Below are 25,498 nucleotides of genomic sequence, written 5' to 3'. Positions count from 1 at the left end.
GCCGAGCCGTAGCCATGTCCCTGAAGCACCCGATCATTTCCATCACCGGCTCCTCAGGAGCGGGTACGACGTCGGTCAAGAACGTGTTCGTGCAGATCTTCCGGCGCGAGAAGATCACGGCCGCCTTCATCGAGGGCGACGCCTTCCACCGCTACGACCGGGCCGAGATGAAAGCCAAGATGGCGGAGGAGTGGGAGCGCGGCAACCGCCACTTCAGCCATTTCGGGCCGGACGCCAACCTGCTGGCCGAGCTCGAACAGACTTTTGCCGACTATGCGGCGACCGGCGGCGGACGGACGCGCACCTATATCCACGACGCCGAGGAGGCGGAGCTCTACGGCGCGCCGCCCGGCACGTTCACCCCGTGGCGCACGTTCGAGCCGGACACGGACCTCCTGTTCTATGAGGGCCTGCACGGCGCCGTGGCAGGCGAGGGCGTCGACATCGCCAGGCATCCCGACATCAAGATCGGCGTGGTCCCGGTGATCAACCTCGAATGGATCCAGAAGATCCATCGCGACCGCTCCTTGCGCGGCTATTCGACCGAGGCGGTGACGGACACGATCCTGCGGCGCATGCCGGACTATGTGAACACCATCTGCCCGCAATTCGCCCGTACCGACATCAATTTCCAGCGCGTGCCGACGGTGGACACCTCCAACCCGTTCATCAGCCGCTGGATCCCGACGCCGGACGAATCGATGGTGGTGATCCGCTTCGCCAACCCGCGCGGCATCGACTTCCCCTACCTCCTGTCGATGATCCCCGGCAGCTTCATGTCGCGGGCCAACTCCATCGTCATCGCCGGCAACAAGATGGATCTGGCGATGCAGCTCATCCTCACCCCCATCATCCTGACGCTGATCGAGCGCAAGCGGAGAGCATCATGAGCATCCCCGGTCCCGCAGCCAGCCTCCACGGCGCCGCCGTCGCCGCGCCGCCGCTTGCCGCCGACGTGCCGGTGCGCACCATGGCCAATGCCGTCCGCGCCCTGGCCATGGACGCGGTCCAGGCGGCGAACTCCGGCCACCCCGGCATGCCGATGGGCATGGCCGACGTGGCGACGGTGCTGTTCACGCGCTTCCTGAAGTTCGACCCCGCCGACCCAGCCTGGCCGGACCGCGACCGCTTCGTGCTCTCGGCCGGGCACGGCTCGATGCTGCTCTATGCGTTGCTGCACCTCACCGGCTATCCCGGCATGACGGTGGAGGAACTGCGCGCCTTCCGGCAATGGGGGGCGCTCACCGCCGGCCATCCCGAATATGGCCACACGCCGGGCGTGGAGACCACCACCGGCCCGCTCGGCCAGGGCATCGCCACGGCCGTCGGCATGGCGCTGGCGGAGCGGATGCTGGCCGAGCGCTTCGGCGCCGACCTTGTCGACCACTACACCTATGCCCTGGCCGGCGACGGCTGCCTGATGGAGGGGCTCAGCCACGAGGCGATCTCGCTGGCCGGCCATCTCCGGCTCGCCCGGCTGATCGTGCTGTTCGACGACAATTCCATCTCGATCGACGGGGCCACCAGCCTGTCCTGCTCCGACGACCAGCTGGCGCGCTTCGCCGCGGCGGGATGGTCGGTGCGGCGGGTCGACGGCCACGATCCGGAGGCGGTGGCCGAGGCGATTGCGGCCGAGCGCGAGACGGACAGGCCGTCCCTGATCGCCTGCCGCACCATCATCGGCTACGGCGCGCCGAACAGGCAGGGCTCGGAGAAGGTTCACGGCGCCCCGCTCGGCGCCGAGGAGATTGCCGCGGCGCGCCGGCAGCTCGATTGGCCGCACGCGCCCTTCGAGGTGCCCGGGCCGGTGCGCCAGGCCTGGCTGGAGGCCGGCCGGCGTTCCGCGGCCGCCCACCGCATTTGGGACGGCCATGTCGCCCGGCTCGGTGAGAGCGAGCGCCGGCGCTTCGACGAGGCGATCAAGGGCCTGGTGCCCGAGACGGCCCACGCTGCGCTCGACGCCATCCGCGAGCGTTTTGCCACGGAGGCGCCGAAGATCGCGACGCGTCAGGCCTCGCAGCAGGTGATCGACGCGCTGGCCCCGGCCATGGCCAACCTTGCCGGCGGCTCGGCCGACCTTACCCATTCCAACCTGACGCAGGCCAAGTCCCAGGCTCCGGTGAGGCCCGGTGCCTTCGCCGGCTCCTACATCCACTACGGCGTGCGTGAGCACGGCATGGCCGCGGCGATGAACGGCCTGGCGCTGCATGGCGGCTTCGTGCCCTATGGCGGCACGTTCCTGGTGTTCTCCGATTATTCGCGCCCGGCGATCCGCCTGGCGGCGCTGATGGGCATCCGCGTCATCCACGTGATGACCCATGATTCCATCGGCCTGGGCGAGGACGGCCCGACGCACCAGCCGGTCGAGCACCTGGCGGCCCTTCGGGCGATTCCCAACCTCCTGGTGTTCCGCCCGGCCGACGCGGTCGAGACCGCGGAGGCCTGGGCCTGCGCCCTGACGTCTGAGAAGACGCCGTCCGTGCTCTGCCTCACCCGCCAGGCCTTGCCGACGCTGCCGCACAGCGACGCGACGCGCCACGGCGTCGCCCGCGGCGCCTATGTGCTGCGGGAGCCGGCCGGCGGGCGCGACGTCACCCTGGTCGCCACCGGCTCGGAAGTGTCGCTCGCCCTGGCGGCGGCCGAGATGCTGGCGGGCGAGGGCATCCGCGCCGCCGTGGTGTCGGCGCCCTGCCTCGAGCTCTTCCAGCGCCAGACGCCGGACTATCGGCGGGCGGTGCTCGGCTCGGCGCCGCGCGTCGGCGTCGAGGCGGCGATCGAAGGCGGCTGGGCGCGCTGGCTCGGCGAGGACGGCGCCTTCGTCGGCATGGCCGGGTTCGGCGCCTCCGCGCCCGCCGACGTGCTGTTCCAGAAATTCGGCATCACCAGCGAGGGCGTGGCGCAGGCCGCCCGTCGCCTCATCGACAGGCCCTGACGGAGGATCCCATGGCCCGCATCACGCTTCGGCAATTGCTGGATCACGCCGCTGAATACAACTATGGCGTGCCGGCCTTCAACATAAACAACATGGAGCAGGTACTCGCCATCATGGCGGCAGCCGCGGAGACGGATGCGCCGGTGATCCTGCAGGCCTCGCGCGGCGCCCGCTCCTATGCCGGCGACATCATGCTGGGCAAGATGGTGGAGGCGGCCGAGGCCATGTTCCCCGGCATCCCGATCTGCCTGCACCAGGACCACGGCAATGACGAGGCCACCTGCTTCTCGGCCATCCAGCATGGCTTCACCTCGGTGATGATGGACGGCTCGCTCAAGGCCGACGCCAAGACGCCGGCCGACTATGCCTACAACCTCGACATCACCCGGCGCGTCACCGAGATGGCGCACAAGGTCGGCGTCTCGGTCGAGGGCGAGCTCGGCGTGCTCGGCTCGCTCGAAACCGGCCAGGGCGAGGCCGAGGACGGGCACGGCGCCGAGGGAGCGTTGTCGCACGACCAGTTGCTCACCGACCCGGAGCAGGCGGTGGACTTCGTCGCCCGCACCAGGGTCGACGCCCTCGCCATCGCCATGGGCACCTCGCACGGCGCCTACAAGTTCTCGCGCAAGCCCGACGGGGCGATCCTCGCCATGCATGTGGTCAAGGCGATCCATGAGCGCCTGCCCGGCATCCACCTCGTCATGCACGGGTCTTCCTCCGTGCCGCAGGATCTGCAGGAGGCGTTCAACCGCTATGGCGGGGAGATGCCCCAGACCTGGGGCGTGCCGGTGGAGGAGATCCAGGTCGGCATCAGATACGGCGTGCGCAAGGTCAATATCGACACGGATTGCCGCCTGGCCATGGCGGCGCAGATCCGCCGCGTCGCCATGGAGAAGAGGTCGGAGTTCGACCCGCGCAAATTCCTGCAGCCGTCGATCGAAGCGCTGAAGGCGCTTTGCCGGCAACGCTACGAGGAGTTCGGCACGGCCGGCCGGGCCTCGAAGATCAAGACCCTTTCGCTCGCCGAGATGGCCCGACGCTATCGCTCGGGAGCCCTCGACCCCCGCATCGGCGCCGATGCCGCGGCCGCCTGAAGGAGACACGCTGATGAACGCGCCAACCCAAACCACCAGCCTGGATGCCAAGTCGGTCACCGTCAGGGGCAAGGACCGCTACAAGTCCGGCGTCATGGAATACAAGCGCATGGGCTATTGGGAGCCCGACTACGAGCCGAAGGACACGGACGTCATCGCGCTCTTCCGTGTCACGCCGCAGGACGGCGTCGACCCGATCGAGGCGTCCGCCGCGGTGGCGGGCGAATCCTCGACCGCCACCTGGACGGTGGTGTGGACCGACCGCCTGACCGCCGCGGAGAACTACCGGGCCAAGTGCTACCGCGTCGATCCCGTGCCGAACGCGCCCGGTTCCTACTTCGCCTATATCGCCTATGACCTCGACCTGTTCGAGCCGGGCTCGATCGCCAACCTGACCGCCTCGATCATCGGCAACGTCTTCGGCTTCAAGCCGCTGAAGGCGCTGCGGCTGGAGGACATGCGCCTGCCGGTCGCCTATGTGAAGACGTTCGACGGACCGGCGACCGGCATCGTCGTCGAGCGCGAGCGCCTGGACAAGTTCGGCCGGCCGCTGCTCGGGGCCACGGTGAAGCCCAAGCTCGGCCTCTCCGGCCGCAACTACGGCCGCGTCGTCTACGAGGCGCTGAAGGGCGGCCTCGATTTCACCAAGGACGACGAGAACATCAACTCGCAGCCCTTCATGCACTGGCGCGACCGGTTCCTCTACTGCATGGAGGCGGTCAACCGGGCGCAGGCGGCGACGGGCGAGATCAAGGGCACCTATCTCAACGTCACCGCCGGCACGATGGAGGAGATGTACAGGCGCGCCGATTTCGCCAAGGAACTCGGCTCCACCATCGTGATGATCGACCTGGTCATCGGCTACACCGCCATCCAGTCGATGGCCAAGTGGGCCCGCGACAACGACATGATCCTGCACCTGCATCGCGCCGGACACTCGACCTATACGCGCCAGAAGAGCCACGGCGTGTCGTTCCGCGTCATCGCCAAGTGGATGCGCCTGGCCGGCGTCGACCATATCCATGCCGGCACGGTGGTCGGCAAGCTGGAGGGCGACCCGAACACGACCAAGGGCTATTACGACATCTGCCGCGAGAACTTCGTGCCGACCAGGCTGGAGAACGGCATCTTCTTCGACCAGCACTGGGCCTCGCTGCGCAAGCTGATGCCGGTCGCCTCGGGCGGCATCCATGCCGGCCAGATGCACCAGCTCATCGATCTGCTCGGCGACGACACCGTGCTGCAGTTCGGTGGCGGCACCATCGGCCATCCGATGGGGATCCAGGCCGGCGCCATCGCCAACCGTGTCGCGCTGGAGGCGATGATCTTCGCCCGCAATGCCGGCCGCGACATCCTGCGCGAGGGGCCGGACATCCTCAAGGCGGCGGCGCAGCACTGCCAGCCGCTGAAGCAGGCGCTCGACACGTGGAAGGACGTCACCTTCGACTACGCCTCCACCGACTCGCCCGACTTCGTTCCCGCGGTCAGCGTCTCGGGCTGAAGCCCTGAACACGAGCGAACAGGAGACATCCATGCGCATCACCCAGGGCTGCTTTTCCTTCCTGCCCGACCTCACCGACGAGCAGATCGCCATTCAGGCGCAGTACTGCATCGACAACAACTGGGCGGTGAACATCGAGTTCACCGACGACCCGCATCCCCGCAACACCTATTGGGAGATGTGGGGCCTGCCGATGTTCGACATCAGGGACGCGGCGGCCGTGATGATGGAGCTGAAGGAGTGCCGGAAGGTCTATGGCGACCGCTACATCCGCCTGTCCGGTTTCGATTCCTCGCAAGGGTGGGAGTCGGTGAAGATCTCCTTCATCGTCAACCGGCCGAAGGACGAGCCGGGCTTCCGCTTGCAGCGCCAGGAGGCGGCCGGACGCCAGCAGCGCTACACCACCCAGTCCTATGCTTCCGACAGGCCGGAAGGCCGGCGCTACGGCTGAATCGAACCACATCCGATCCCTCTCCCGACCGGGGAGAGGGATCTCGCTCTCTCCCATGCGGGCTGTCGACATGGAGCGGTCCGCCACCTCCGGCGCGGAGCCTCGGCTCCGTCGCCGGCTTCTCTTTCGCGGAGGCTGTGTTGAAGGCCATGACCGGATCCTATGATCATCCCGGCATCACCGACCCGGTCGAAGACGCGACGCCCCGGCGGGCCCCGACCTTCGAGGCCTCGGCGGACGCCGTCGCCGATCCTGCCGGCGAGCCCGTGGATCTGCGCCAGGAACTGGCGGACGCCGGCGTCGACGATGTCCTGAAGACGCTCGACGAGGAACTGGTCGGCCTCGCACCGGTCAAGACCCGGATCCGCGAGATCGCGGCGCTGCTGCTGGTGGAGCGGGTGCGGCGCAGGCTGGGCCTGGCCAGCGAGCCGCCGACGCTGCACATGTCCTTCACCGGCAATCCCGGCACCGGCAAGACCACGGTGGCGCTCAGGATGGCCGACATCCTCCATCGCCTCGGCTTCGTGCGCAAAGGCCACCTCGTCTCGGTGACGCGCGACGACCTCGTCGGCCAGTATATCGGCCACACCGCGCCCAAGACCCGCGAGATCCTGAAGAAGGCGATGGGCGGCGTGCTGTTCATCGACGAGGCCTACTACCTCTACCGGCCCGAGAACGAGCGCGACTACGGCCAGGAGGCCATCGAGATCCTGCTGCAGGTGATGGAGAACCAGCGCGAGGACCTGGTGGTGATCCTCGCCGGCTATGCCGACCGCATGGACCGGTTCTTCACCTCGAATCCGGGCTTCCGTTCACGCATCGCCCACCATATCGACTTCCCCGACTATCGGGACGACGAGCTCCTGTCGATCGGCGAAATCCTGCTGGCCCGGCAGAACTACCGGCTCAGCCCGGCGGCGCGCGAGGCCTTCGTACGCTATATCGAGGCGCGCAAGGCGCAGCCGCATTTTTCCAATGCGCGCTCGATCCGCAACGCCCTCGACCGCGCGCGGCTGCGCCAGGCCAATCGGCTCGTCGCCAATGCCGATGTGCCGATCACCGCGGCCGACCTGATGACGATCGACGTGCCGGACATCCTGGCCAGCCGGGTGTTCGCCAAAGCCGCCTCGGAGAAGAACCATGACTGAACCCCTGCTCATCGCCCCCTCGATTCTGGCGGCCGACTTCGCCCGCCTCGGCGAGGAGGTGCGGGACGTCGGCGCCGCCGGGGCCGACTGGATCCACCTCGACGTGATGGATGGGCATTTCGTGCCCAACATCACCTTCGGGCCGGATGTGGTGAAGGCGCTGCGGCCGCATTCCGACCTCACCTTCGACGTGCACCTGATGATCACGCCGGCCGATCCCTACCTGGAGGCCTTTGCCAAGGCGGGCGCCGACGTGATCACCGTGCATGCCGAAGCCGGGCCGCATCTCGACCGGTCGCTGCAGGTGATCCGCTCGCTCGGCAAGCGGGCAGGGGTGACGATCTGCCCGGCGACCCCCGAAAGCGTCCTGACCTATGTGCTCGACAAGGTCGACCTGATCCTGGTGATGACGGTCAATCCCGGCTTCGGCGGCCAGGCCTTCCTGCTCGACCAACTGGAGAAGATCCGGCGCATCCGCGCCATGATCGGGCCGCGGCCGATCCGGCTCGAGGTCGACGGCGGGGTCAATGTCGAGACGGCCGAACTGGTGGCGGCGGCCGGCGCCGACACGCTGGTGGCCGGCTCGGCGGTGTTCCGGGGCGGCAAGGCCGGTTACGCCGCCAACATCGCCGCCATCCGCCATGCGGGACAGCGCGGGCTGACGCAACTGGCGGCGTGAGGGGGGAAGGATAGGGGCCCGGTATGGTCGTGGAGAAGGCCTTGGCGCGCCTGATCCTGCCATTGACGAGCCGGTGTTGTCGTCGCGGCGGCAGACGGCAGAACGCACAAATGGGGCTGGACAGCCGTGCCTCATACGCGGGGAGGGCCTTGCAAAACGCAGAGCGGGTACCGATGTGTGTTGAAGGAGGATCACCATGTCGCACCTGCTGTTCCGCCTCTCCATCATCGCCGCCCTGATCGCGGCGAGCCCGACGCTGGCCTTCGCCGGCAAGATCATCGGCAACGGCTGATCTTGCCAGGGGGCAGGGCGCTCGGCCGGTGCCGGTCGAGGGCTCGACCGGAAAGTCGATCGGTCGTCTCGCGAGATCTTTCCCCGCTTCCTTGCGGCCGCCCTTCGTTCGGTCGCGGCTGCTACCGGTGTTCGGTCGCGGCTGCTACCGGTGCTTGTCGGATCGGCGGGCATCCCTCGCTTGCCGACCTTGGCGTTTGCCACTGAGACGGGCGGGGCGGTCGCCGATGCTTTTGGCGCGACGTGCCGGAGCTCAGAATATTTTTGGTATGTCTTCGCGTTGCTCTGCCTACCGCATCGTCCTCGTCTGTTTCAGATAGAATCGGGCTGCTTCGACAAGCGCGGTGCCAAGGCCGGCACCGATGCCGGGGAGCGCACGGCCCGATGACATGAAGTTCCCAGGAAGGCGCCGACCGACAAGAGGACAAAAGAGTGAAGGCTCAGCAGGCGCGCGGGATGTTCGAGCATGTCGGTCCACCCAGGTTGGCGGTGTGTTCGACGTGGTTGCCCTGCCCGACGTGACGCCACGCCATCGCATCCGATCTTGGCAGGCCTTTCGCAGCGACCGCAGATCGGAAAAAGGGCTCGATCCGCTCGCTGCACCGTTCGCGGCGGTGGATGCCGTCACAGCCTCGCGGCTGGAGTGCGCGCGGCTCCGAGGGATCGCGTCGGCCGGCCTACAACCCGCGCACGGCATCGACCACCCGGCAGGCGTCGACGTGCTCGCGGATGTCGTGGACGCGCAGGATGTCGGCGCCGCGGGCCGCCGCCAGAACGTGGCTGGCCAGCGTCTCGGCCAGGCGCTCGCGCGGCGGCCGGTCCATGCTTTCGACGACCAGCGACTTGCGCGAGGCCCCGACCAGGACGGCGAAGCCCATGGCCTTGATCTCCGACAGGCGGGCCAGGGCCGTCAGGTTCTGCGTCCGTGTCTTGCCGAAGCCGATGCCGGGATCGAGCACGATGTGCCGGTCCGGGATGCCGGCGCGGCGGGCGATGGCGATGGAACGGCGGAAGAAGGCCCGCATCTCCTCGATGATGTCGAGCGCCGGGGCGGATTCACGGCGATTGTGCATGATCACCACCGGCGCGTCGAAGGCGGCGGCCGCCTCGGCGACGGCGGGCTCGCGCTGCAGCCCCCAGACGTCGTTGACGATGCGCGCACCGGCCTGCAGCGCCGCATGCGCCGTCGCCGCCTTGTAGGTGTCGATCGACAGCGGCACCGGTACCGTGGCGGCAAGGCGCTCGACCACGGCGGCGACGCGGCGGATCTCCTCCGCGGCAGAAATCTCCGTGGCGCCGGGCCGCGTCGACTCGCCGCCGATGTCGATGATGTCGGCTCCGTCGGCCACCATGGTCCGGGCGTGCGCGAGCGCCGGCGCCTCGGCATTGAACCGGCCGCCGTCGGAGAAGGAATCCGGCGTCAGGTTGAGGATGCCCATGATCTGCGTGCGGTGGCCGAGGCCCGGAAGGCAATCGATGCGGGTGAGCATGGGGGCTCCTTGGTCGTCGGGCTCGTCGCGGCGGGACACAGCGGTGTGATCGGCGGCGTTTGCAGTGGATCGGGCGGACCAACTGCGGGTAAGCTCGCGAACACTGTCTCGACTATGGCTTTGTGCTGCAAGCCCGATGTGAAGGAGGAGCGCGCATGACGGCGATGAGCAGGCGGACCGCGCTGATCGGCGCCGTTCTCGCAGGGGCCTTGCCGCTGCTGCCCGGCGCGGCCGCGGCCGAGGAGAGCGAGGCGACCTGGGCCTCGATCAGGCCCGACATCTTCGGTGACAAGCCGATCGAGGAGGGCAGCCCGATCGTCAGCCTCGATGCGCCCAAGCGGGCCGAGGATGCGGCGATCGTGCCGTTCGAAGTGCATGCCGCCCTGCCGGCCGGGGATGCCCGCACGCTCAAGACGATCACCCTGGTGGTGGACGAGAATCCCTCGCCCCTGGTCGCCGCCTTCACTCTGGGCGAGGGGCGCCGCAGCTTCGATCTTTCCACCCGCTCGCGGGTCAATTCCTATTCCTTCGTGCGGGCGGTGGTGGAGACCAGCGACGGCGCGCTGCACATGGCCAAGGCCTACGTGAAGGCGGCCGGCGGCTGCTCGGCGCCGGCGGCCAAGGATCCGGCCGAGGCCAAGGCGCATCTGGGCGAGATGCGCTTCCGCAGCTTCGCCGATACCGGCCGGAGCGAGGCGCAGGTGCAGATCCGCCATCCCAACAATTCCGGCATGCAGATGGACCAGGTGACGCGGCTCTACACGCCCGCCTGGTTCATCCAGAATATGACGGTGAAGCAGGGGGCGCATACGCTGTTCGCCATGGAGGGCGGCATCTCGATCAGCGAGGATCCGACCTTCCGCTTCAGCTACAGCCCGGACGGCGAGCCGGTCACGGTCGAGGCCCGCGACACGCAGGGCACCGTGTTCAGGAAGGAGTTCCCGGGCGGGCAGGGATCGTGAGGCCGGACACCGTCGAATCGCGATACTCGTGCATGCCGCCCCGGTAGTCGCGCACCCGGTAGCGTCCTTCGCCGGCCGGCTCGACGGCGCTGCGGCCGATCGGCGCCTTGCCGAAGCCGCCGGGAATGTCGAGGACATAGGTCGGCTGGCACAGGCCCGACAGATTGCCGCGCAGGGCGTCGACGATGTCCTGGCCGGCGGCGATCGTGGTGCGGAAATGGCCGGTGCCGCGCGCGAGATCGCCATGGTGCAGGTAGTAGGGTTTGACCCGCATCGCCACCAACGCGCGGAACAGCTCGGCCAGCACCGCGGCGTCGGCGTTGACGCCGTTCAGCAGCACGGTCTGGCTCAGCATGGGAAAGCCGTTGTCGACCAGCCGGGCGCAGGCGGCGCGGGCCGCCGGCGTCAGCTCGCGGGCATGGTTGGCATGGAGCACCACATAGGTGGCCTTGCCCGTCTTGAGCGCCTCGATGAGTTCGTCGTTCACCGCTTCGGGCCGGACCACCGGCACCCGGGTGTGGAAGCGCACCACGCCGACATGCTCGATCGTCGCCAGGCGCCGCATGATGCCGGCGATGCGGCGCGGCGCCATCACCAGCGGGTCGCCGCCGGTGATCACCACCTCCCAGACGGCGGGAGTGGCGGCGACGTAGTCGAGCGCCGCCTCCAGCGCCGCGGCATCGAGCGCCTCGCCGCCGGGGCCGACCATCTCGCGCCGGAAGCAGAAGCGACAATAGACCGCGCAGGCGTGCATCGGCTTGAGCAGCACCCGGTCGGGATAGCGGTGGACGATGCCCGGCACCGGGCTGTGGGGCTCGTCGGCGATCGGGTCGCCGCTTTCCTCGTCGAGCCAGACCATTTCCGCGGCGTTCGGCACGAACTGCGCCGCGATCGGGTCGGCGGGGTTCCGGCCGTCGATCAGGGCGCGCATCTCAGGCGTGATCGCGATGGCGAAGGTCTCGGCGATCCTGGCCATCGCGGCCAGCTTCTCGGGCGCCACCAGGCCGGCAGCGGCCAGGTGATCGGCATTGCGGATGGGGGAAGTCTCGTCGAAAGCCATCGGGCTGCTTGGGTTGCGCGATTGTCTGAGTCCGGTCCTCTACACCCGGCGGTGGCTTTCGCCCAGACGGAGCAGGGTTGCAAGGGCCGCATGAGCCCTTGTAAACAATCCGTCCGGTCGGTATTATTGAAACATGGCCGAAGCTCATCACCGCAGGAAGCAACCCGAACTGCTGCGCCGCCAGGTGCTGGCGGCTGCGGCCGAGCTTGCCGTCGAGCAGGGCGCCGAGGCGGTGACGCTCGACGCGGTCGCCAGTCGCGCCGGCGTCAGCAAGGGCGGCCTGCAGCACCATTTCCCCGGCAAGCGGGCGCTGATCGATGCGCTGTTCGACCGGATGTGGGAGCGCTTCTCCGCCGACCTCGCCGCGGAGATGGCGGCCGATCCGGAGGAGCGGGGGCGGGCGACGCGTGCCTATCTGAAGGTGAGCACCCGCGGCTTCGCCGACGGCGAGGGCGATTTCTGGCGCGCTGCCGTGACGCTGATGCTGGCCGATCCGCTGCTGCGCGAACGCTGGGCCGCCTGGGTCCGGCAGGTCTGGGAGCCGGACCTCGTCGCCGAGGAGGGCGCCGCCCGCCTGCTCGCCTGCCGTCTGGCCGCCGACGGCCTCTGGCTGTCGGATCTCGGCGGCTATGACGCGGTGACGCCGGCCTTGCGGGCCGGCGTGCTGCAGACGCTGCTCGACATGACCTATGCGAAGGGGACGCCGTGATGAGCGCCGCCATGACCTATCTGTGCCTGGGCGTCGCCATCGTCGCCGAGGTGATCGCCACCTCGGCCCTGAAGGCGTCGGAAAGCTTCACCCGCCTGGTGCCGAGCCTGATCGTGGTCACAGGCTATGCCGTGGCCTTCCTGCTGCTGTCGGTGCCGATCCGCACCATGCCCGCCGGCATCGTCTATGCCGTGTGGTCGGGGGCGGGCATCGTGTTGATCTCCATCGTCGGCTGGGTCTGGTACAAGCAGACCCTCGACATGCCGGCCCTGTTCGGCCTGGCGCTGATCGTCCTGGGCGTGGTGGTGGTCAACCTGTTCTCCAAGTCGGTCAGCCACTGAGGCGCCTGGAGGGCGCGCGCCATCCGGCGCCAGGTCACGCCCTGGCCGCCTCGGCCTGACGCAGGCAGAGCGCGATCAGGAGGCCTGCCACTGCCGCGGCGGCGCCGATCAGGAAGATGCTGCCATAGCCGGCACGGTCGGCCAGAAGCCCGGCCAGGGGACCTGTCAGGCCATAGGCGAGGTCCTGGAAGGCCGAGAACCCGCCCAGGGCCGTGCCACGCAGATGCGGCTCGACGAGGCGCACGACTTCCCGCCCCATGGCCGGAAAGATCATCGAGCAGCCCAGCCCCGTCAGGAAGGCGCCGGCAAGGGCCAGGATCGGACCGGCCGCGCTCCAGATCAGGACCTGGCCGACGGCCTCGACGGCGAGGGAGCCGATCGCCACCGGCAGGCCGCCGATACGATCCGGCAAGTGGCCGAAGAGCAGGCGGACCAGGACGAAGCCGCCGCCGAAGGCCGTCAGGCCAAGCCCGGCATAGCTCCAGTGGCGGTCGAGGAGATAGAGGGCGAAGAAGGCCCCGATTGCGGCAAAGCCGATGCCCTGCAGGCCGACGATGGAGCCGTGCAGCCAGATCCGGCCGATCACGCTCCAGAACGCGGGGCGCTCGGCACCGGGATGGGCTGCGACGCCGGCGAGGCGCCGGATCGCCAGCAGTCCGAGGCAAGGCAGGGCCGCGCCGATCGCCATCGCGCCGGCAAAGCCGAGCCGGTCCAGCAGGGCAAGGCCGAGCGGCCCGCCGATGGCGAGGGCGCCGTAGATGGTGGCGCCGACCAGGGCCAGGACCTTGCCCGAGCGGCCGGGACCGACGAGGCCGATCCCCCAGGCGATCACGCCGACCGCAACCAGGCTCTCGCCAAGCCCGAGAAGCAGCCGGCCGGCGAGGAGGACGGAGAAGGCCGTCGCCGGCGCATCGAACGCCAGGCCTGCGATCAGGGAGGTCAGTCCTCCGGCCACGTAGAGGGCCAGCCCGCGCCCGACCGCTGCCTTGGCACCGAGACGGTCCGAAAGGCCGCCGGCATAGCCGCGGCTGACGATCGTGGCGAGAAAGGCGATGCCGACGCCGAGTCCGGCCCAGGCATTGCCCAGCCCGAGCGTGCCCGTCACGTAGACCGGCACGATGGGAAGCGAGATGGCGACGCAAAGATAGGAAATGAAGAGGATGGCGGTCAGGGGCAGAAGGCGGGCCTGCGCCGGGTCGCGGGTCGATTGGAAAGCCATGGCGTTCTCCAGGCTGGTTCCTCGATCGACGGGGCGCAACAAAAAACGCACTCCGATCGCCGAGGATCGTTGAGTGCGTTGCTTGACGTCAAACGCTTACGGCCAGTGCTCCTGGCGATGCCGTCTTAGGTGGCTCCGGAGCCGGTGTCAACGGAGTGCCGCGAGAGCCCGGCGCCCCATCCCGCTCCGGCACAAATCCTACTTGAAGCAGCGGATCTCCGCTTCGGCCTGGGCGCGGCGGAGATCGGCGACGATGTCGTCGAACTGCCTGGTGCTCTTGAACACATTGGCATTGGTGCCGACGCCCTGGCGCATGGCCAGGATGGTCTCGGCGCTGACATAGCGGTCATAGGGCAGGATCGAGGCGACGATGTCGATCGAGCAGGAGCAGCGCTCCATCGCCTCGTGCGTCTGGCCGTTCGCCGCCATGCAGCCGAACACGTAGTCGACGCGGGCCTGGGTCGGGTAGTCGTTGGCGGGATCGTCGGCAAGGGCGCGCCCGGCCGGCAGGGCCAGAAGCAGGCCGGCGGCGACGAGGGCGGCGGCGAGGGCGTCAGGGGGCCTTCGGTTCATAGGACAGGCTCTCGTCGATCAGGAATTTTCCGTCCGCGGCCGGCGCGGCGGCCGAGAGGTGGATGATCTCGCCCGGCACCTCGGCGGCGACGGTGAAGTCGTAGACCATGGTGTCGAGGCCCTGCATCCGGCCGCGATTGGGGTCGTCGCGGAAGGGCTCGACGCGCACATGCCAGCCCTCGAGCGAGCGGCCTCCGAGCGACACGGCGGTCTTTTCGACCTTGGCCTTGTCGCGCAGCGCGGTGCGGATGGCGTTCTTGATGTAGCGCGGATTGGCCTTCAGCCGCGGCGCGATCTCCTGCAGATGGTTCTCCAGGAACAGGGAGAGGACGGGATTGCCGGTCATGTCCACGAACGGGCCGGCAGCGCGGCGGTGCTCGCCGGAGAACATGGTGACGCGCAGCGTGCGCTCGGCTTCGCCCTTGCCCGCTTCCACCGCCAGGAGGATCGTATCGTCGAAGGTCGGGCCGTAGAGGTTCGCATCGGCGGATTTGCGCGAATAGGCATAGGTGAGCGTCGTGCCCGGCGCGGCGTTCCTGAGCTGCTCCTCGTCGAACAGCAGCGTGGCGGCATCGGGCGGGCCTGCCTCCGCAGCGCGGGGTATGTCGGGGACGGCGGTGGCGAGGCACGCCAGCGCCAGAAGGCCGCCAAGCCGGCATCTGCTGCCCATCACGCCACCGGTTCTCCCTGCTTGCTGTCGGCGGCCGGGCCGCCGATCCGTCGATAGACATAGGCAGGCGGATGCGGGTCGACCGCCTCCGCCGTCGCCAGCGCGACCATGCGGGCATGGTGCGGCGATTTCGAGCAGGCCGGGTCGGTGGCGGCGGCATCGCCGACCAGCGCCATGGCCTGGCAGCGGCAGCCGCCCCAGTCCTGCTCCTTGCGCTCGCAGCCGCGGCAGGGCTCGGGCATCCAGTGAGTGCCGCGGAAGGCCGTGAAGGCCGGCGACGCGCCCCAGATCTCGGCGAGGCCATGGTCGCGCACCGACCAGAATTCGAGGCCGGGAATCGTTTCGGCGGCATGGCAGGGCAGGACCTTGCCGGCCGGCGTGACATTGAGCGAGCGCCGGGCCCAGCCCCCGGAGCAGGGCTTGGGATAGAGGCCGTAATAGTCGGGCAGGACGAGGTCGATCACCAGCGTGCCCTTGAGGCGTTCCCGCGCCGCCTCGACCACGGCGACGGAGGCGTCGGCCTCGGCCCGCGTCGGCATCAGCGCGGCACGGTTGGCATAGGCCCAGCCGTAATATTGGGTGTGGGCGATCTCCACGCGCTTGGCGCCGATGGCCACGGCGAGATCGATGATGGCGCCGACCTCACCGATATTGCCGCGATGGATCACCGCGTTGACGGTCAGGGGGAAGCCGAGGCGCACGACCTCGGCGGCGAAGGCGAGCTTGGCCTCGTGGGCGCCGGCGAGGCCGCCGATCAGGTCGCCGCTCGACGGCCGCGCCCCCTGCACCGAGAGCTGGACATGGTCGAGCCCGGCGTCGAACAGGGGCCCGAGCTTGGCCATGGCCTGGCCGACGCCGGAGGTGATCAGGTTGGTGTAGAGGCCGACCGAGGCGCAATGGGCGGTGAGCGCGACGATGTCCTGGCGCGCCGTCGGCTCGCCGCCGGACAGGTGCACATGCAGCACGCCGAGCGCCGCCGCCTCGTCGAACACGCGTTTCCACTCGGCGGTGTCGAGCTCGGCCGAACGGCGGTCGAGCTCGATCGGATTGGAGCAGTAAGGACAGCGCAGCGGGCAGCGATGCGTCAGCTCCGCCAGGAGGCCGATCGGCACCGGCACGGGGCGGGCCGGAGCGGTCACCGCTCGATCACCCGCTTGAGGAGAAGGTCGTCCAGCATGGCGACCACGTCCTTCTCGATCACGCCGCGCTTCTCATCGTAGCGTTCGGCCAGGGCGTCGATGATGGCCGAGACGGAGCGGCTGCCGTCGACCAGCTCGACGATGGCGGCAGCGACCTCGTCGACATGGAAGGCGCGCTCGGGCGCCAGCAGCACGTGCTTGCCGCGCACCGCGTCGAAGCGCAGCTTGACGCCGCGCGGCAGCCTCGGCACGTCCTCCGGCGCCAATGTGGTCATGGCCCGCTCTCCGCGCCGGGCGTCCAGGCGCCGGGCGGCGGCAGGCCCGGCACGACATAGGCATGGTGCAGGGCGTCGAGCTGCGCCCACAGCACGTCGCACTTGAAGGTCAGCGCCGCGACCGCCGCCTGCTGCAGCTGCGGCGTGATCGCATGCTGCTTGACGTAGTCGAGGGCGAAGTCGGCATCGCGCGGCGCCTGGGTCAGGCGCTTGTCGAAATAGGCGAGCGTCTCGGCCGAGATGAAGTCGTAGCCAGCCAGCATGCCCGAGACGCGCTCGGAGATGATCTTCGGGCTGAACAGCTCGGTGAGCGAGGAGGCGATGGCCTCGAGCAGCGAACGGTCGCGCACGAAGTGCACATAGGCCTCGACCGCAAAGCGTGTCGCCGGCAACAGGCCGCGGGTCGAGACCACATCGTCGCGCGGCAGGCCGAGGCCGTCGGTGAGCCTCAGCCAGCGCTCGATGCCGCCGTCGCCGTCGCTCTCGCCGTCATGGTCGACGATGCGCTGGCGCCAGATGCGGCGCAGCTGCGGATCATGCATCCGCGCCATGATCGTCGCATCCTTGATCGGGATCATCGCCTGGTAATAGTAGCGGTTGAGCGCCCAGGCGCGGACCTGGTCGCGCGTCAGCCGGCCGCCATGCAGCAGCCGGTGGAACGGGTGCAGGTTGTGGTAGCGCCGCGCCCCGACGTCGCGCAGCGCCGCCTCCAGGGCCTCGGGCGAGAGAAGCTCAGTCATAGCGAGAGCACCATGCCGTCGTGAGCCACCTGCCATCCTGCCGCCTCGAGCGCGTGGCGCTCGGACGAGTCCTCGATCAGGACGGGGTTGGTGTTGTTCATGTGGACGAAGACCTTCCGGGCGACGGCGAGGCCGTCCAGGGCGGCGATCGAGCCGTCCGGGCCGCTCATCGGCAGGTGTCCCATCCGTCCGCCGGTCTTGGTGCCGACGCCGGCGAGGATCATCTCGTCGTCGCGCCAGACCGTGCCGTCGAAGAGCAGCAGGCCAGCGCCGTCGATCCGCTCGCGCAACTCCGGCGTGACGCGGGCGCAACCCGGCGCATAGACCGCGCGCCCGGCGCTCCCGGTCAGGATGACGCCGACCGTCGTCTCCGTGGCCTCGCCCACCCGCAACGTCTCGTCCTCCAGCCAGAGCGGCACCTTGCCCGGCACCGCGAACAGCTCGACCGTCAGGCCCGGCAGCGCCTCGAACGGGGTGTCCAACGCCACGGCCGTGCGCGGGACCATGTCCGGCGACACGACGTCGAAGATGCGGTTGTCGCCGAGCGAGCGCAACGTCCGGTCCGTGCCGAGAAGCGTGAAGGCCTGGCGCTCGCGCAGGCTCAGCAGGCCGGCGACATGGTCGACGTCGCCATTGGTGAGCAGCACCGCGGCCAGCGGCGAGTGCCGGGCATCCCGGCGCGGCTGCAGGTCCGGCGTTACGGCGATCTGCTGGCGGATGTCCGGCGAGGCGTTGAGCAGGAGCCAGTGCTCGCCGTCGACCGAGACGGCCAGGCTCGACTGCGTCCGCGGCCGGACACGGGGATCGCCCGACCATGCCAGCAGACATACCGGACAGCGGCAATTCCACTGGGGAACGCCGCCGCCGGCTGCTGATCCGAGAACGATGACCCGCACGGCCGCTTGTCCCGTCCGGATACGCGAACCCGGACCTGTTTCCAGCCGGGCTCAGAACTCCGGCGGGGTCTCGTCGGAGGAGATGTAGCCCGTGACTTCCAGGCCGACGCACACTTCGGTGACGGTAGGCGTGTTCCAGCGCATGGTGTTTCTCCGTTGCTTCCGCTCCGATCTCTTTATAAGGAAATCATAAGAGATCGTCTGTGTCGTCCGCGACAACACATTGGAATAGACTGTCTACGACTTCCTCCGGCTCGACAAGAAGAAAGACTCTCATGAAGTTCTAATTTATGTCCGGCGCCGAGCCGATCTTGCCGGGCGAGCCTGATTTCCGGCCCATGACGGTCGGAAACCTTGGCGATTCCGCTGGGGCGCCGAAGCCTCTAGGACCGGCGGGCGGCCTGGCCGGCTTCGAGGGGCGCGGCAGCGGTCAGGTCGAGCATGAAGCCCTTGCCGCGCACCGTGGCGATGGTCGGGCCGCCGGCCCGGGCGATCTCCGTGAACTTGCCGCGGAGATAGCCGACATAGACGTCGACGACGTTGAGCGAGACGCCGCCATGGTTGGCCCAGAGCGCGTCGAAGATGTCGCCGCGCGACACGGGGCGGTTGGCGCTGTGCATCAGCAGCGCCAGCAGTTCGGCCTCGCGCTGGGTGAGGCGCACATGCACCGGCCCGTACAGGGCCTGGCGGGTGGAATTGTCGAGGATCAGCCGCCCGGCGACGAGGCGGTCGCGATCATCGACCTGGCCCGAACGGTGCAGCAGATGGGCGCGCAGCCGCGCCACCAGCTCATCGAACTGGAACGGCTTGACGATGTAGTCGTCGGCGCCGGCCGACAGGCCGTCGGCGCGGTCACGCACCTCGTCCTTGGCGCTGAGGAACAGGATCGGCCCGGTATGGCCGCCGCTGCGCAGCGACCGGCAGACGTCGAGGCCGGAGCCGTCGGGCAGGATCATGTCGAGCAGCACGGCGCAGGGATTGCTGGCCCGGGCGGTGTCGAGCGCGTCGTCCGCCCGCTCCACCACCGTCACGTCGAAGCCTTCGGCGCCGAGCCCGCGACGGAGCATGGAGCCGATGTCGGCATCGTCTTCGACCACGAGAACGTTCATGTCTTGCCTCCCGGCGGCGTCACTTCCTCGGCAGCTCGATCATGATCCGCGTGCCGGCCGCGCCGTGTTCCCGCGACTCTATCGCGATCTTGCCGCCATGTCGCCCTATGATCCAGTGCGCCAGCGACAGGCCGATGCCGAAGCCGGGCGCCGCCGCCTTGTCCAGGGAGCGGGCGAAGCGCTCGAAGGCGTGCTCGCGCGCGGCGGGGGCCATGCCGGCGCCGTCGTCGGTCACCAGGATGCGCGCCGCGGCGTCGGTGACCTCCATGGCGACCACGATGGTCCTGGCGCCGCGGGCGTGGCGGACGGCATTGTCGATCAGGCCCTCGACGATCTGGCGCAGCCAGTCCCGGTCGCCGGCGACGTCGACGTCGATCTCGGCGGCATCGAGTCGCAGCGCGATGCCGCGGCGGCGCGTCGCGGCGGCGAAGCCGTCGACGGCCTCGACCAGGATGGGGCGCAGCGCCACCGTCGCCAGGGCAAGCTCGATCTCGCCGCTCTCGGAGCGGGCGACGCGCAGCATGTCCTCGACCCGCCGGTGCAGCGCCAGCGCGCGCTGGCGGATGGTGGCGAGCACGGACCGGGCCTCCGCCTCGGGAATGGCCGGGGCCCGCAGCGTCACGTCGCATTCGCCGAGCACCACGGTGAGGGGAGTGCGCAGCTCGTGGCTGACGTCGGCGAAGAAGCGCCGCCGCGAATTGTCGATCGCCGCCAGGCGCCGATTGGCCGCGGTGAGGTCGGCCGTGCGCTCTGCGACCGTGTTCTCCAGCGCCGCCCGGTCCCGGTCGAGGCGGCGGGTGCGACGCGCCAGCCGCGTCGCCATGCGGTTGAAGCGGGCCATCAGCAGGCCGAGCTCGTCGTGAGGGCCGATGTCGAGCCGGGTCTCGAGCTCGCCGCGGCCGATCGCCGCCGCGGCCAGCTCCATGGCGCCGAGCCGGCGCAGCAGGGGCTGGGTGATGGTGCGGTGCAGCAGCAGCGCCGCGGCGAGCGCCAGCAGCGCGGCGACGACCGCACCGATGGTGAGGCGGCGCGACGTCTCCCGCGCCTCGTCCCTGGCGCCTTGCAGGAAACGCCGCTCGGCCTCGACCAGCAGGGAGAGCGGCGGGCCGGCGGACGTGCCGAAACCGTTGAGGGCGCCGCGGATGCTGTCGCCGCGCGGGCCGGGGGCCGGCATGGCCATGGCGCGGGCGACCTGGGCGGTCAGGACCTCGAAATCGGCGCGCAGATGCGTCAGCAGCCGGACCCGGGACGCCTGGGCCTGGTCGTTGGCGATCTCGCTGGCCTGCGTCGTCTCGATGGCGGCGACGACGGCGCGGGCCTTGCCCTGCAGGTCGGCGAGACGGGCGACGCCGCCGGATGCGGCGTTGGCGCTGTCGATCGCCGCCAGGCCGTATTCCGTGATGCGGCCTGAGACCTCGGTGAGCAGGTCGAGGCGCCGCTGCGACTGGGAGATCTGCTCCAGCGTGCGGTCCGAGACCTGCACGGCGAACAGGATGCCGCCCGCAGCCAGCACGGTGAGCAGGGCCACGCCGCCGATGAAGGTCGAAAGCTTGGCCCTGAGCGATCCCATCCGTCCGCAACACCGCAATGCCGGCCATCGGGCCCGATCGGTCCAGCGTGCCATGCCGCGGCCGGGCAGCAAAGGCTGCCGGACCGGTTTTCCCTGCCGCTCCCGCCACGATATTGGGAGGGCCTGCCTCGCGTCAGGCGCCGGCGGGCAGCAGGATCTCACCCTTGCCGAGTGTCGCCAGGTCGCCGGCGAAGCGGCGCATGATTGGCGGTACCAGTCCGGCGAACTCCGGGGCCAGGCCCTCGAGCGTCCGGCGCAGCAGGCGCAGGAACACCAGCTCGTGGCGGCCGGTGTCGACGAAGCTCGGCAGGATCTCGCCCGACCGGGCCGTGACCAGGGTGCCGCGCCGCATGCCGAAGCCGGGCTGTTCGCCGAGCTCGGCGGCGATGATCGTGCCGGCGATCATGCGGGTGCCGGCGTAGTCTCCGGCCGCGCCGGCGACGAGCAGCAGGCCGCGCCGCATGCGGTCGCCGAGGCGGGGGCCGGCCTTGCCGCCGACGATCAAGGTCGCGCCGTCGAGGCCGAACATCGCGCCGTGGACGGCGCCGCCGGCGCTGGCATCGGCCTCGCCGTCGATCCGTATCAGGCCGCCGCTGGCGGCGCTGGCCGCGAAGGGGCCGGCCGATCCGCCGACTCGGATCTCGCCGCCGGTCATGCCGAAGCCGAGGCGCTGGCCGGCGTCGCCCTCCAGTTCGATGCGGCCGCCGGCGAGGCCGCGGCCGAGATTGTCGAAGCGCGGCGACCCGCCCCGGATGCGGATCTCGCCGGCATCGCCGGCGGTCACGGCGAAGAGGTCGCCGACGTTGACGCCGGTCCGGCTGGTGCCGACGGCGAGCCGCTCGATCTCGGCGGCGGACAGCCCGGCGAGGCGCTCGGGCGTCAGGGGCGAGAGGTCCAGCCGCTCGGGCGGCGCCTCGCGCAGCGTGAGGACGAGCGCGCTCATGCCAGCAGGTCCCGCAGGTGGAAATGATACTTGCCGAGCTTGCCGCCGTAATTGCCGGCGGCGACGCGCAGCAGGCCGTGGGTGGCGCCGACGGCGGTCGCCGCATGCAGGGCGGCCCGCATCGAGGCCCGCACCGCCGCAGCCGACAGGCCGTCGATGACGATCTCCAGCACCACGCCGGTCTCCGGCGCCAGGGCCGAGCCCGGTCGTCCCTTCAGGGACGGGCAATAGGCGTCGTTGGTGGAGGCGATCACGCCCTTGTAGCGCGAGCCGACCTTGGAGCCGGACCGAACGATGCCGCCGGGAAAGGGCAGGATGACGTCGGCTGCATCGCGCGCCGCGGCGGCCGCGATCTCCGCCACGGCCAGAGCGCCGGCATGGTGGCGGCCGAGGAACAGCAGGTTGCCGCCGCCGACCGCGCCTTCGACCATGCCGGTGTCGTGCTCGCAGACGAATTCCCCGTCCATTACCGGCAGCCGCCAGTAACGCCGACCTTCCAGGCGCTTGGCGACCTGGTGACCGTCGGCGAAATAGCGCAGGTTGGCGCCCATCTTGAGCCGCTTCGCGCCCTCCGAGCCGGCATAGACGGCCGAGCCCGGGCTGGTGAGCACGCATTGGCCGAGCCGGCGGGTGAGCTGGCTGCCGAGCCCCTTCTGGTCGAAGCCGAACAGCAGCACTCGTGCTCCGGGCCGGCCGTCCGGTGTCTCGGCGCCGGTCAGCATCCGGTCGATGCCGGCCTCGACGCCGCAGCCGATCACCGACGTGGCGAAGCCGGTCATGGTCGTCGCGGCGATCTCGGCCCAGCGCGCGGTGTCGGCGGTGACGACGACGGCGGTCGCCGCCATGCCGAAGGCCTCGGCGAAGGTATCGTCGACGGCGATGCCGTTGAGGCTCAGGTCCGGCATGGCTCGACCTCGAACACGTCCCGGTCTCCGAACGCGGCCTGCGGCACGGCGAAGCTGGACAGACCGGCACCGAACCGGTCGCTGAGATAGGTGTCGGTGCGTCGCACCATGGCGGCGTCGACGGCCGGGGCGAGCGACAGGGTGCGGCCGGGGCGCCAGCCCAGGGGCTCGCCGTCGCGCACGATCTCCTCGCCGTCCTTGAGCACCAGCCGGGCCGAGGCGAACATGGCGGCCCGGTCGGCTTCGTCACGGTAGATCGCCACGTCGGCCCGCGCCCCGGGGCCGAGATGGCCGCGATCGGCGAGGCCGAGCAGGCGGGCCGGGGCGGCGCGGGTCATGATCGCGACCTCGGCGAGGCTGTATTCGCGCTCGATGGCGGCAAGGCCCGAGCGTTCGCGCGCGAGCTCCGGCAGGCCCGCGACCACGCGGTCGCGCTCGGCCTTGTCCATCAGCAGCTGGATCAGCCGGGGATAGGCGGTGAAGGGGCCGCCATTGGGATGGTCCGTGGTGAGCAGCACCCGCCACGGGTCGGGCGAGCGCAGGAACAGCTCCAGGCCGATGGCGAACTGCAGGGCGTTGACGCCGTTGCCGCGCTTGTAGCGGTAGGGGACGATGCCGCCGCCTTCGGCGTCGCCGTCGACCAGAATCCATTTGCGCGGCCGCCCGGACTTGTGCCCGGCATATTGGCGCAAGATGTCGAGCGAGATGGTGCAGGTCTGGCCGAACACCACCTGGCCGACATCGAGCGTGGCGTTGGGGTGACGGGCCAGGGCCTCGCAGACCCGCTCGGCGGCGGAGGCAAAGCCGCCGGCCTCATGCCGGGCATAGCTGTAGAACTGGGCATGGGCGAGGTGGATGCGCCGGCCCTCGGCAGCCTCGAGGGTCTCGACCAGCGTGTCGTCGGAGCCGGGCAGGCCGAGATTGTTGGCGTGGACGTGCAGGGGATGCGGCACGCCGACGGCCTCGGCCGCATCGAGCAGGGCGGAGAGGATGGCGCGGGAGGTGAGGCCGTAGCTCGGCACCTCGTCGTCGAGGCCGAAGCGCCGGACATTCTCCTTGAAGGCCGCCGCGCCGCCGGCATTGATCACCTTGAGGCCGAGGCCGCGCGCCGTGGCCAGCGTCAGCGCGACATGGTCGCGGATGGCGGCGGCGCCCTCGCGCTGGCGCAGCAGCGCCAGCAACTGGTCGTCATTGCCGACCACGGCGAGGCCGCCGCGGTCGATCAAAGGGATGTCGCCGAGCTCCAGGTGGGTGGCCAGCGCGGCGGTCGGCACCAGGGCCGGCTCGATCACCGTGGTATAGCCCATGCGCGCATAGAGCCGGCCGGTCTCGAAGGCCGACCAGCGGGCGGTGGCGAAGGGCAGGCCGTGCGGGGCGGCCGCCTCGCTGACATGCAGCTCGGGCAGCAGCAGGCGGGCGAGCGTGACGTTGCCGCCGGCGATGTGGGAATGGACGTCGATGGCGCCGGCCATGACCACGCAGCCGGCGGCATCGATGGTGTTGTCGGCCACGGCGTCGGGCGGCGGCGCGACGATGCGGCCGTCGGCGATCCAGATGTCGCCGACGCCGTCGCGCCCATGCGCGGGGTCGATGATGCGCCCGCCGGCGATCCGGGTCAGCATGGCGCGGCATCCGGGTTGGGAAGGGCTGCCTCGATGGCAGCGAGGATGGCGGCGGCGGTGGGCGTGTCGCCGGGCCGGGCCGCGGGCCGATGCACCAGCGTCGCCCGCCCCTCGTGCCAGACCGTGCCCGGGGCGGTTTCGCCGGGCTTCGCCACCTCGATGACGATGCCGGCCTCGCTGCCGGCCGCTCCGGCGAGCAGGGCGGCGGCTGGAAAGGCTGCCGGCCAGTCGGGCGGAGCGCTCGCCAGCGGCCCGATCCACAGGCCGGCGTCGGCCTCTCCAGCGGCGATCAGGCGGGCGGCGTCGAAGCGCCAGGGGTCATGCTCGGGATAGCCGCGGCCCAACCCGACGCGCGGGCCGTCGCCGGTCGTCCAGGCCCCGACCTGCAGGGCGGCCCGCCCCTCCTGCGCCAGGGACAGGCCGGTGAAGCGGGTCGCGGCGTTGAGGTCCTTGACGAGCCCCTGCAGCATGTCGACGCCGAGGTCGCCGAGCTCGCCCGGGTCGTAGAGCGCGACGCCGAAGCCGGCCTGTTGCAAATGGTCGCAGGCCTCGCCGAGATTCGGGATCTGGCCGGCGGCGGCGAGCCGCCCGCCGGCGACGGCGCGGATGAGGCCAAGAGTCGCAGCCAGGGTTCCGGCGGTCACGGGAACGTGCAGGGCCTGGTTCCTCGAGGCGTTCGGGCCGGCATCGGCGGCCAGGACGACCAGCCGGCGGGCTCGATCCGGCGCGCCACGCTGCGGAGGGGCGGCCATGATCGAGGCCAGGGCGGGAGAGGCGGCCGCATGGTCTCCGACCACCAGGACGAGATCGGCGCGGGCACGGGCCTCGGCCGGCGTCGTCGCCATGGCGCCGTTGGCGGCGAGGGCGGAAAGCTCGCCATAGAGGGCCGCGGAACCGTTTGCGTCGAGCGATGCGCCGAGCCTGGCGGCGAGACGATAGGCGGCGCGGATCGCATCCACGTCCGCCGCCAGGCCGCCGAGAAGAGGATGGCGCGCCCCCGCCAGCAAGGCGCCCGCGGCACGCACCGCGTCCTCTACGCTGACCGGTTGTCCTGCGATCCAGGCTGGCATTGCTTCCTCTTGGCACTCGATGCGATCATGATGGCATCCGCAAGGATGGCGAAGCAAGTCGTTGAAGTCGTTGCAGTGCAATATGTGAGATTTCTAAGAATTCCTCGAG

The 25,498-nt window shown here is 70.1% G+C and carries 24 protein-coding genes and 1 pseudogene; 10 read left to right on the top strand and 15 right to left on the bottom strand.

The window, feature by feature from the left end:
* Positions 1–14: 14 nt before the first annotated feature.
* From AC27L4_RS07155 to rpe, 7 genes are all read left to right on the top strand, one after another.
* Entirely contained in the window at positions 15–890 is an 876-nt protein-coding gene (locus AC27L4_RS07155) for a phosphoribulokinase (protein ID WP_487141390.1), read from the top strand.
* Entirely contained in the window at positions 887–2,932 is a 2,046-nt protein-coding gene (gene tkt / locus AC27L4_RS07150; RefSeq protein WP_487141389.1) for a transketolase, read from the top strand. The genes AC27L4_RS07155 and tkt overlap by 4 nt, the downstream gene beginning before the upstream one ends.
* Positions 2,933–2,943: 11 nt before the next feature.
* Complete coding sequence (fba, locus tag AC27L4_RS07145; RefSeq protein ID WP_487141388.1) at positions 2,944–4,026, top strand: class II fructose-bisphosphate aldolase; 1,083 nt, start codon at positions 2,944–2,946, stop codon at positions 4,024–4,026.
* 13 nt (positions 4,027–4,039) lie between these two features.
* A complete protein-coding gene (locus AC27L4_RS07140; protein WP_487141387.1) occupies positions 4,040–5,527 on the top strand; it encodes a form I ribulose bisphosphate carboxylase large subunit in 1,488 nt (495 codons plus the stop codon).
* A gap of 31 nt (positions 5,528–5,558) precedes the next feature.
* Positions 5,559–5,978: a RuBisCO small subunit-like domain-containing protein gene (locus AC27L4_RS07135; RefSeq protein WP_487141386.1), complete on the top strand. Its 420-nt coding sequence runs from the start codon at positions 5,559–5,561 to the stop codon at positions 5,976–5,978.
* Positions 5,979–6,127: 149 nt separating this feature from the next.
* On the top strand, positions 6,128–7,126 hold the full coding sequence (gene cbbX, locus AC27L4_RS07130) for a CbbX protein (protein ID WP_487141385.1): 999 nt from the start codon (positions 6,128–6,130) through the stop codon (positions 7,124–7,126).
* Positions 7,119–7,805: a ribulose-phosphate 3-epimerase gene (gene rpe, locus AC27L4_RS07125; protein WP_487141384.1), complete on the top strand. Its 687-nt coding sequence runs from the start codon at positions 7,119–7,121 to the stop codon at positions 7,803–7,805. Before cbbX ends, rpe begins: the two co-directional genes overlap by 8 nt.
* Before the next feature lie 968 nt (positions 7,806–8,773).
* Here rpe and folP read toward each other — a convergent pair.
* Positions 8,774–9,586 carry a dihydropteroate synthase gene (gene folP, locus AC27L4_RS07120; RefSeq protein WP_487141383.1) on the bottom strand — a complete coding sequence of 271 codons (813 nt, stop codon included), beginning with the start codon at positions 9,584–9,586 and terminating at the stop codon, positions 8,774–8,776.
* A gap of 155 nt (positions 9,587–9,741) precedes the next feature.
* On the opposite strand from folP, the gene AC27L4_RS07115 reads away from it, so the two are divergent.
* Positions 9,742–10,548: a quinoprotein dehydrogenase-associated SoxYZ-like carrier gene (locus AC27L4_RS07115; RefSeq protein ID WP_487141382.1), complete on the top strand. Its 807-nt coding sequence runs from the start codon at positions 9,742–9,744 to the stop codon at positions 10,546–10,548.
* Here the strand turns inward: AC27L4_RS07115 and AC27L4_RS07110 are convergent.
* Entirely contained in the window at positions 10,514–11,608 is a 1,095-nt protein-coding gene (locus tag AC27L4_RS07110; RefSeq protein ID WP_487141381.1) for a lysine-2,3-aminomutase-like protein, read from the bottom strand. The two genes, AC27L4_RS07115 and AC27L4_RS07110, sit on opposite strands and share 35 nt — an antisense overlap.
* Positions 11,609–11,741: 133 nt before the next feature.
* On the opposite strand from AC27L4_RS07110, the gene AC27L4_RS07105 reads away from it, so the two are divergent.
* Entirely contained in the window at positions 11,742–12,317 is a 576-nt protein-coding gene (locus AC27L4_RS07105; RefSeq protein WP_487141380.1) for a TetR/AcrR family transcriptional regulator, read from the top strand.
* A gap of 11 nt (positions 12,318–12,328) precedes the next feature.
* Positions 12,329–12,658 (top strand): DMT family transporter, encoded by a 330-nt coding sequence (locus AC27L4_RS07100; RefSeq protein ID WP_487141920.1) that lies wholly within the window; start codon positions 12,329–12,331, stop codon positions 12,656–12,658.
* A 34-nt stretch (positions 12,659–12,692) separates the two neighbouring features.
* Here AC27L4_RS07100 and AC27L4_RS07095 read toward each other — a convergent pair whose 3' ends face one another.
* From AC27L4_RS07095 to AC27L4_RS07035, 13 genes and pseudogenes are all read right to left on the bottom strand, one after another.
* A complete protein-coding gene (locus tag AC27L4_RS07095) occupies positions 12,693–13,877 on the bottom strand; it encodes an arabinose transporter (RefSeq protein ID WP_487141379.1) in 1,185 nt (394 codons plus the stop codon).
* Between the two features lie 198 nt (positions 13,878–14,075).
* Complete coding sequence (locus tag AC27L4_RS07090; RefSeq protein WP_487141378.1) at positions 14,076–14,450, bottom strand: hypothetical protein; 375 nt, start codon at positions 14,448–14,450, stop codon at positions 14,076–14,078.
* Positions 14,431–15,120, bottom strand: coding sequence for a hypothetical protein (locus tag AC27L4_RS07085; protein WP_487141377.1), 690 nt, complete (start codon positions 15,118–15,120; stop codon positions 14,431–14,433). Before AC27L4_RS07085 ends, AC27L4_RS07090 begins: the two co-directional genes overlap by 20 nt.
* Entirely contained in the window at positions 15,120–16,259 is a 1,140-nt protein-coding gene (gene pqqE, locus AC27L4_RS07080; protein WP_487141376.1) for a pyrroloquinoline quinone biosynthesis protein PqqE, read from the bottom strand. Before pqqE ends, AC27L4_RS07085 begins: the two co-directional genes overlap by 1 nt.
* Positions 16,256–17,310 (bottom strand): annotated as a pseudogene (pqqC, locus tag AC27L4_RS07075) (pyrroloquinoline-quinone synthase PqqC). The gene pqqE and the pseudogene pqqC overlap by 4 nt, the downstream one beginning before the upstream one ends.
* On the bottom strand, positions 17,271–18,170 hold the full coding sequence (gene pqqB, locus AC27L4_RS07070; RefSeq protein ID WP_487141375.1) for a pyrroloquinoline quinone biosynthesis protein PqqB: 900 nt from the start codon (positions 18,168–18,170) through the stop codon (positions 17,271–17,273). The pseudogene pqqC and the gene pqqB overlap by 40 nt, the downstream one beginning before the upstream one ends.
* Before the next feature lie 51 nt (positions 18,171–18,221).
* A complete protein-coding gene (gene pqqA / locus AC27L4_RS07065) occupies positions 18,222–18,314 on the bottom strand; it encodes a pyrroloquinoline quinone precursor peptide PqqA (RefSeq protein ID WP_307266336.1) in 93 nt (30 codons plus the stop codon).
* Between the two features lie 239 nt (positions 18,315–18,553).
* Positions 18,554–19,279, bottom strand: a complete 726-nt coding sequence (locus AC27L4_RS07060) for a response regulator transcription factor (RefSeq protein ID WP_487141374.1) — start codon at positions 19,277–19,279, stop codon at positions 18,554–18,556.
* Positions 19,280–19,298: 19 nt separating this feature from the next.
* Positions 19,299–20,849, bottom strand: a complete 1,551-nt coding sequence (locus AC27L4_RS07055; RefSeq protein ID WP_487141373.1) for a sensor histidine kinase — start codon at positions 20,847–20,849, stop codon at positions 19,299–19,301.
* A gap of 133 nt (positions 20,850–20,982) precedes the next feature.
* Entirely contained in the window at positions 20,983–21,792 is an 810-nt protein-coding gene (locus AC27L4_RS07050; RefSeq protein ID WP_487141372.1) for a formylmethanofuran dehydrogenase subunit C, read from the bottom strand.
* Complete coding sequence (gene fhcD / locus AC27L4_RS07045) at positions 21,789–22,697, bottom strand: formylmethanofuran--tetrahydromethanopterin N-formyltransferase (protein WP_487141371.1); 909 nt, start codon at positions 22,695–22,697, stop codon at positions 21,789–21,791. Before fhcD ends, AC27L4_RS07050 begins: the two co-directional genes overlap by 4 nt.
* Positions 22,685–24,319: a formylmethanofuran dehydrogenase subunit A gene (locus AC27L4_RS07040; RefSeq protein WP_487141370.1), complete on the bottom strand. Its 1,635-nt coding sequence runs from the start codon at positions 24,317–24,319 to the stop codon at positions 22,685–22,687. The genes fhcD and AC27L4_RS07040 overlap by 13 nt, the downstream gene beginning before the upstream one ends.
* Positions 24,313–25,389, bottom strand: a complete 1,077-nt coding sequence (locus AC27L4_RS07035; protein ID WP_487141369.1) for a formyltransferase — start codon at positions 25,387–25,389, stop codon at positions 24,313–24,315. The genes AC27L4_RS07040 and AC27L4_RS07035 overlap by 7 nt, the downstream gene beginning before the upstream one ends.
* Positions 25,390–25,498 lie beyond the last annotated feature (109 nt).

This window comes from Labrys sp. Lb11 (genome assembly GCF_057554225.1).
This window is presented reverse-complemented; position numbering and strand designations above follow the sequence as displayed.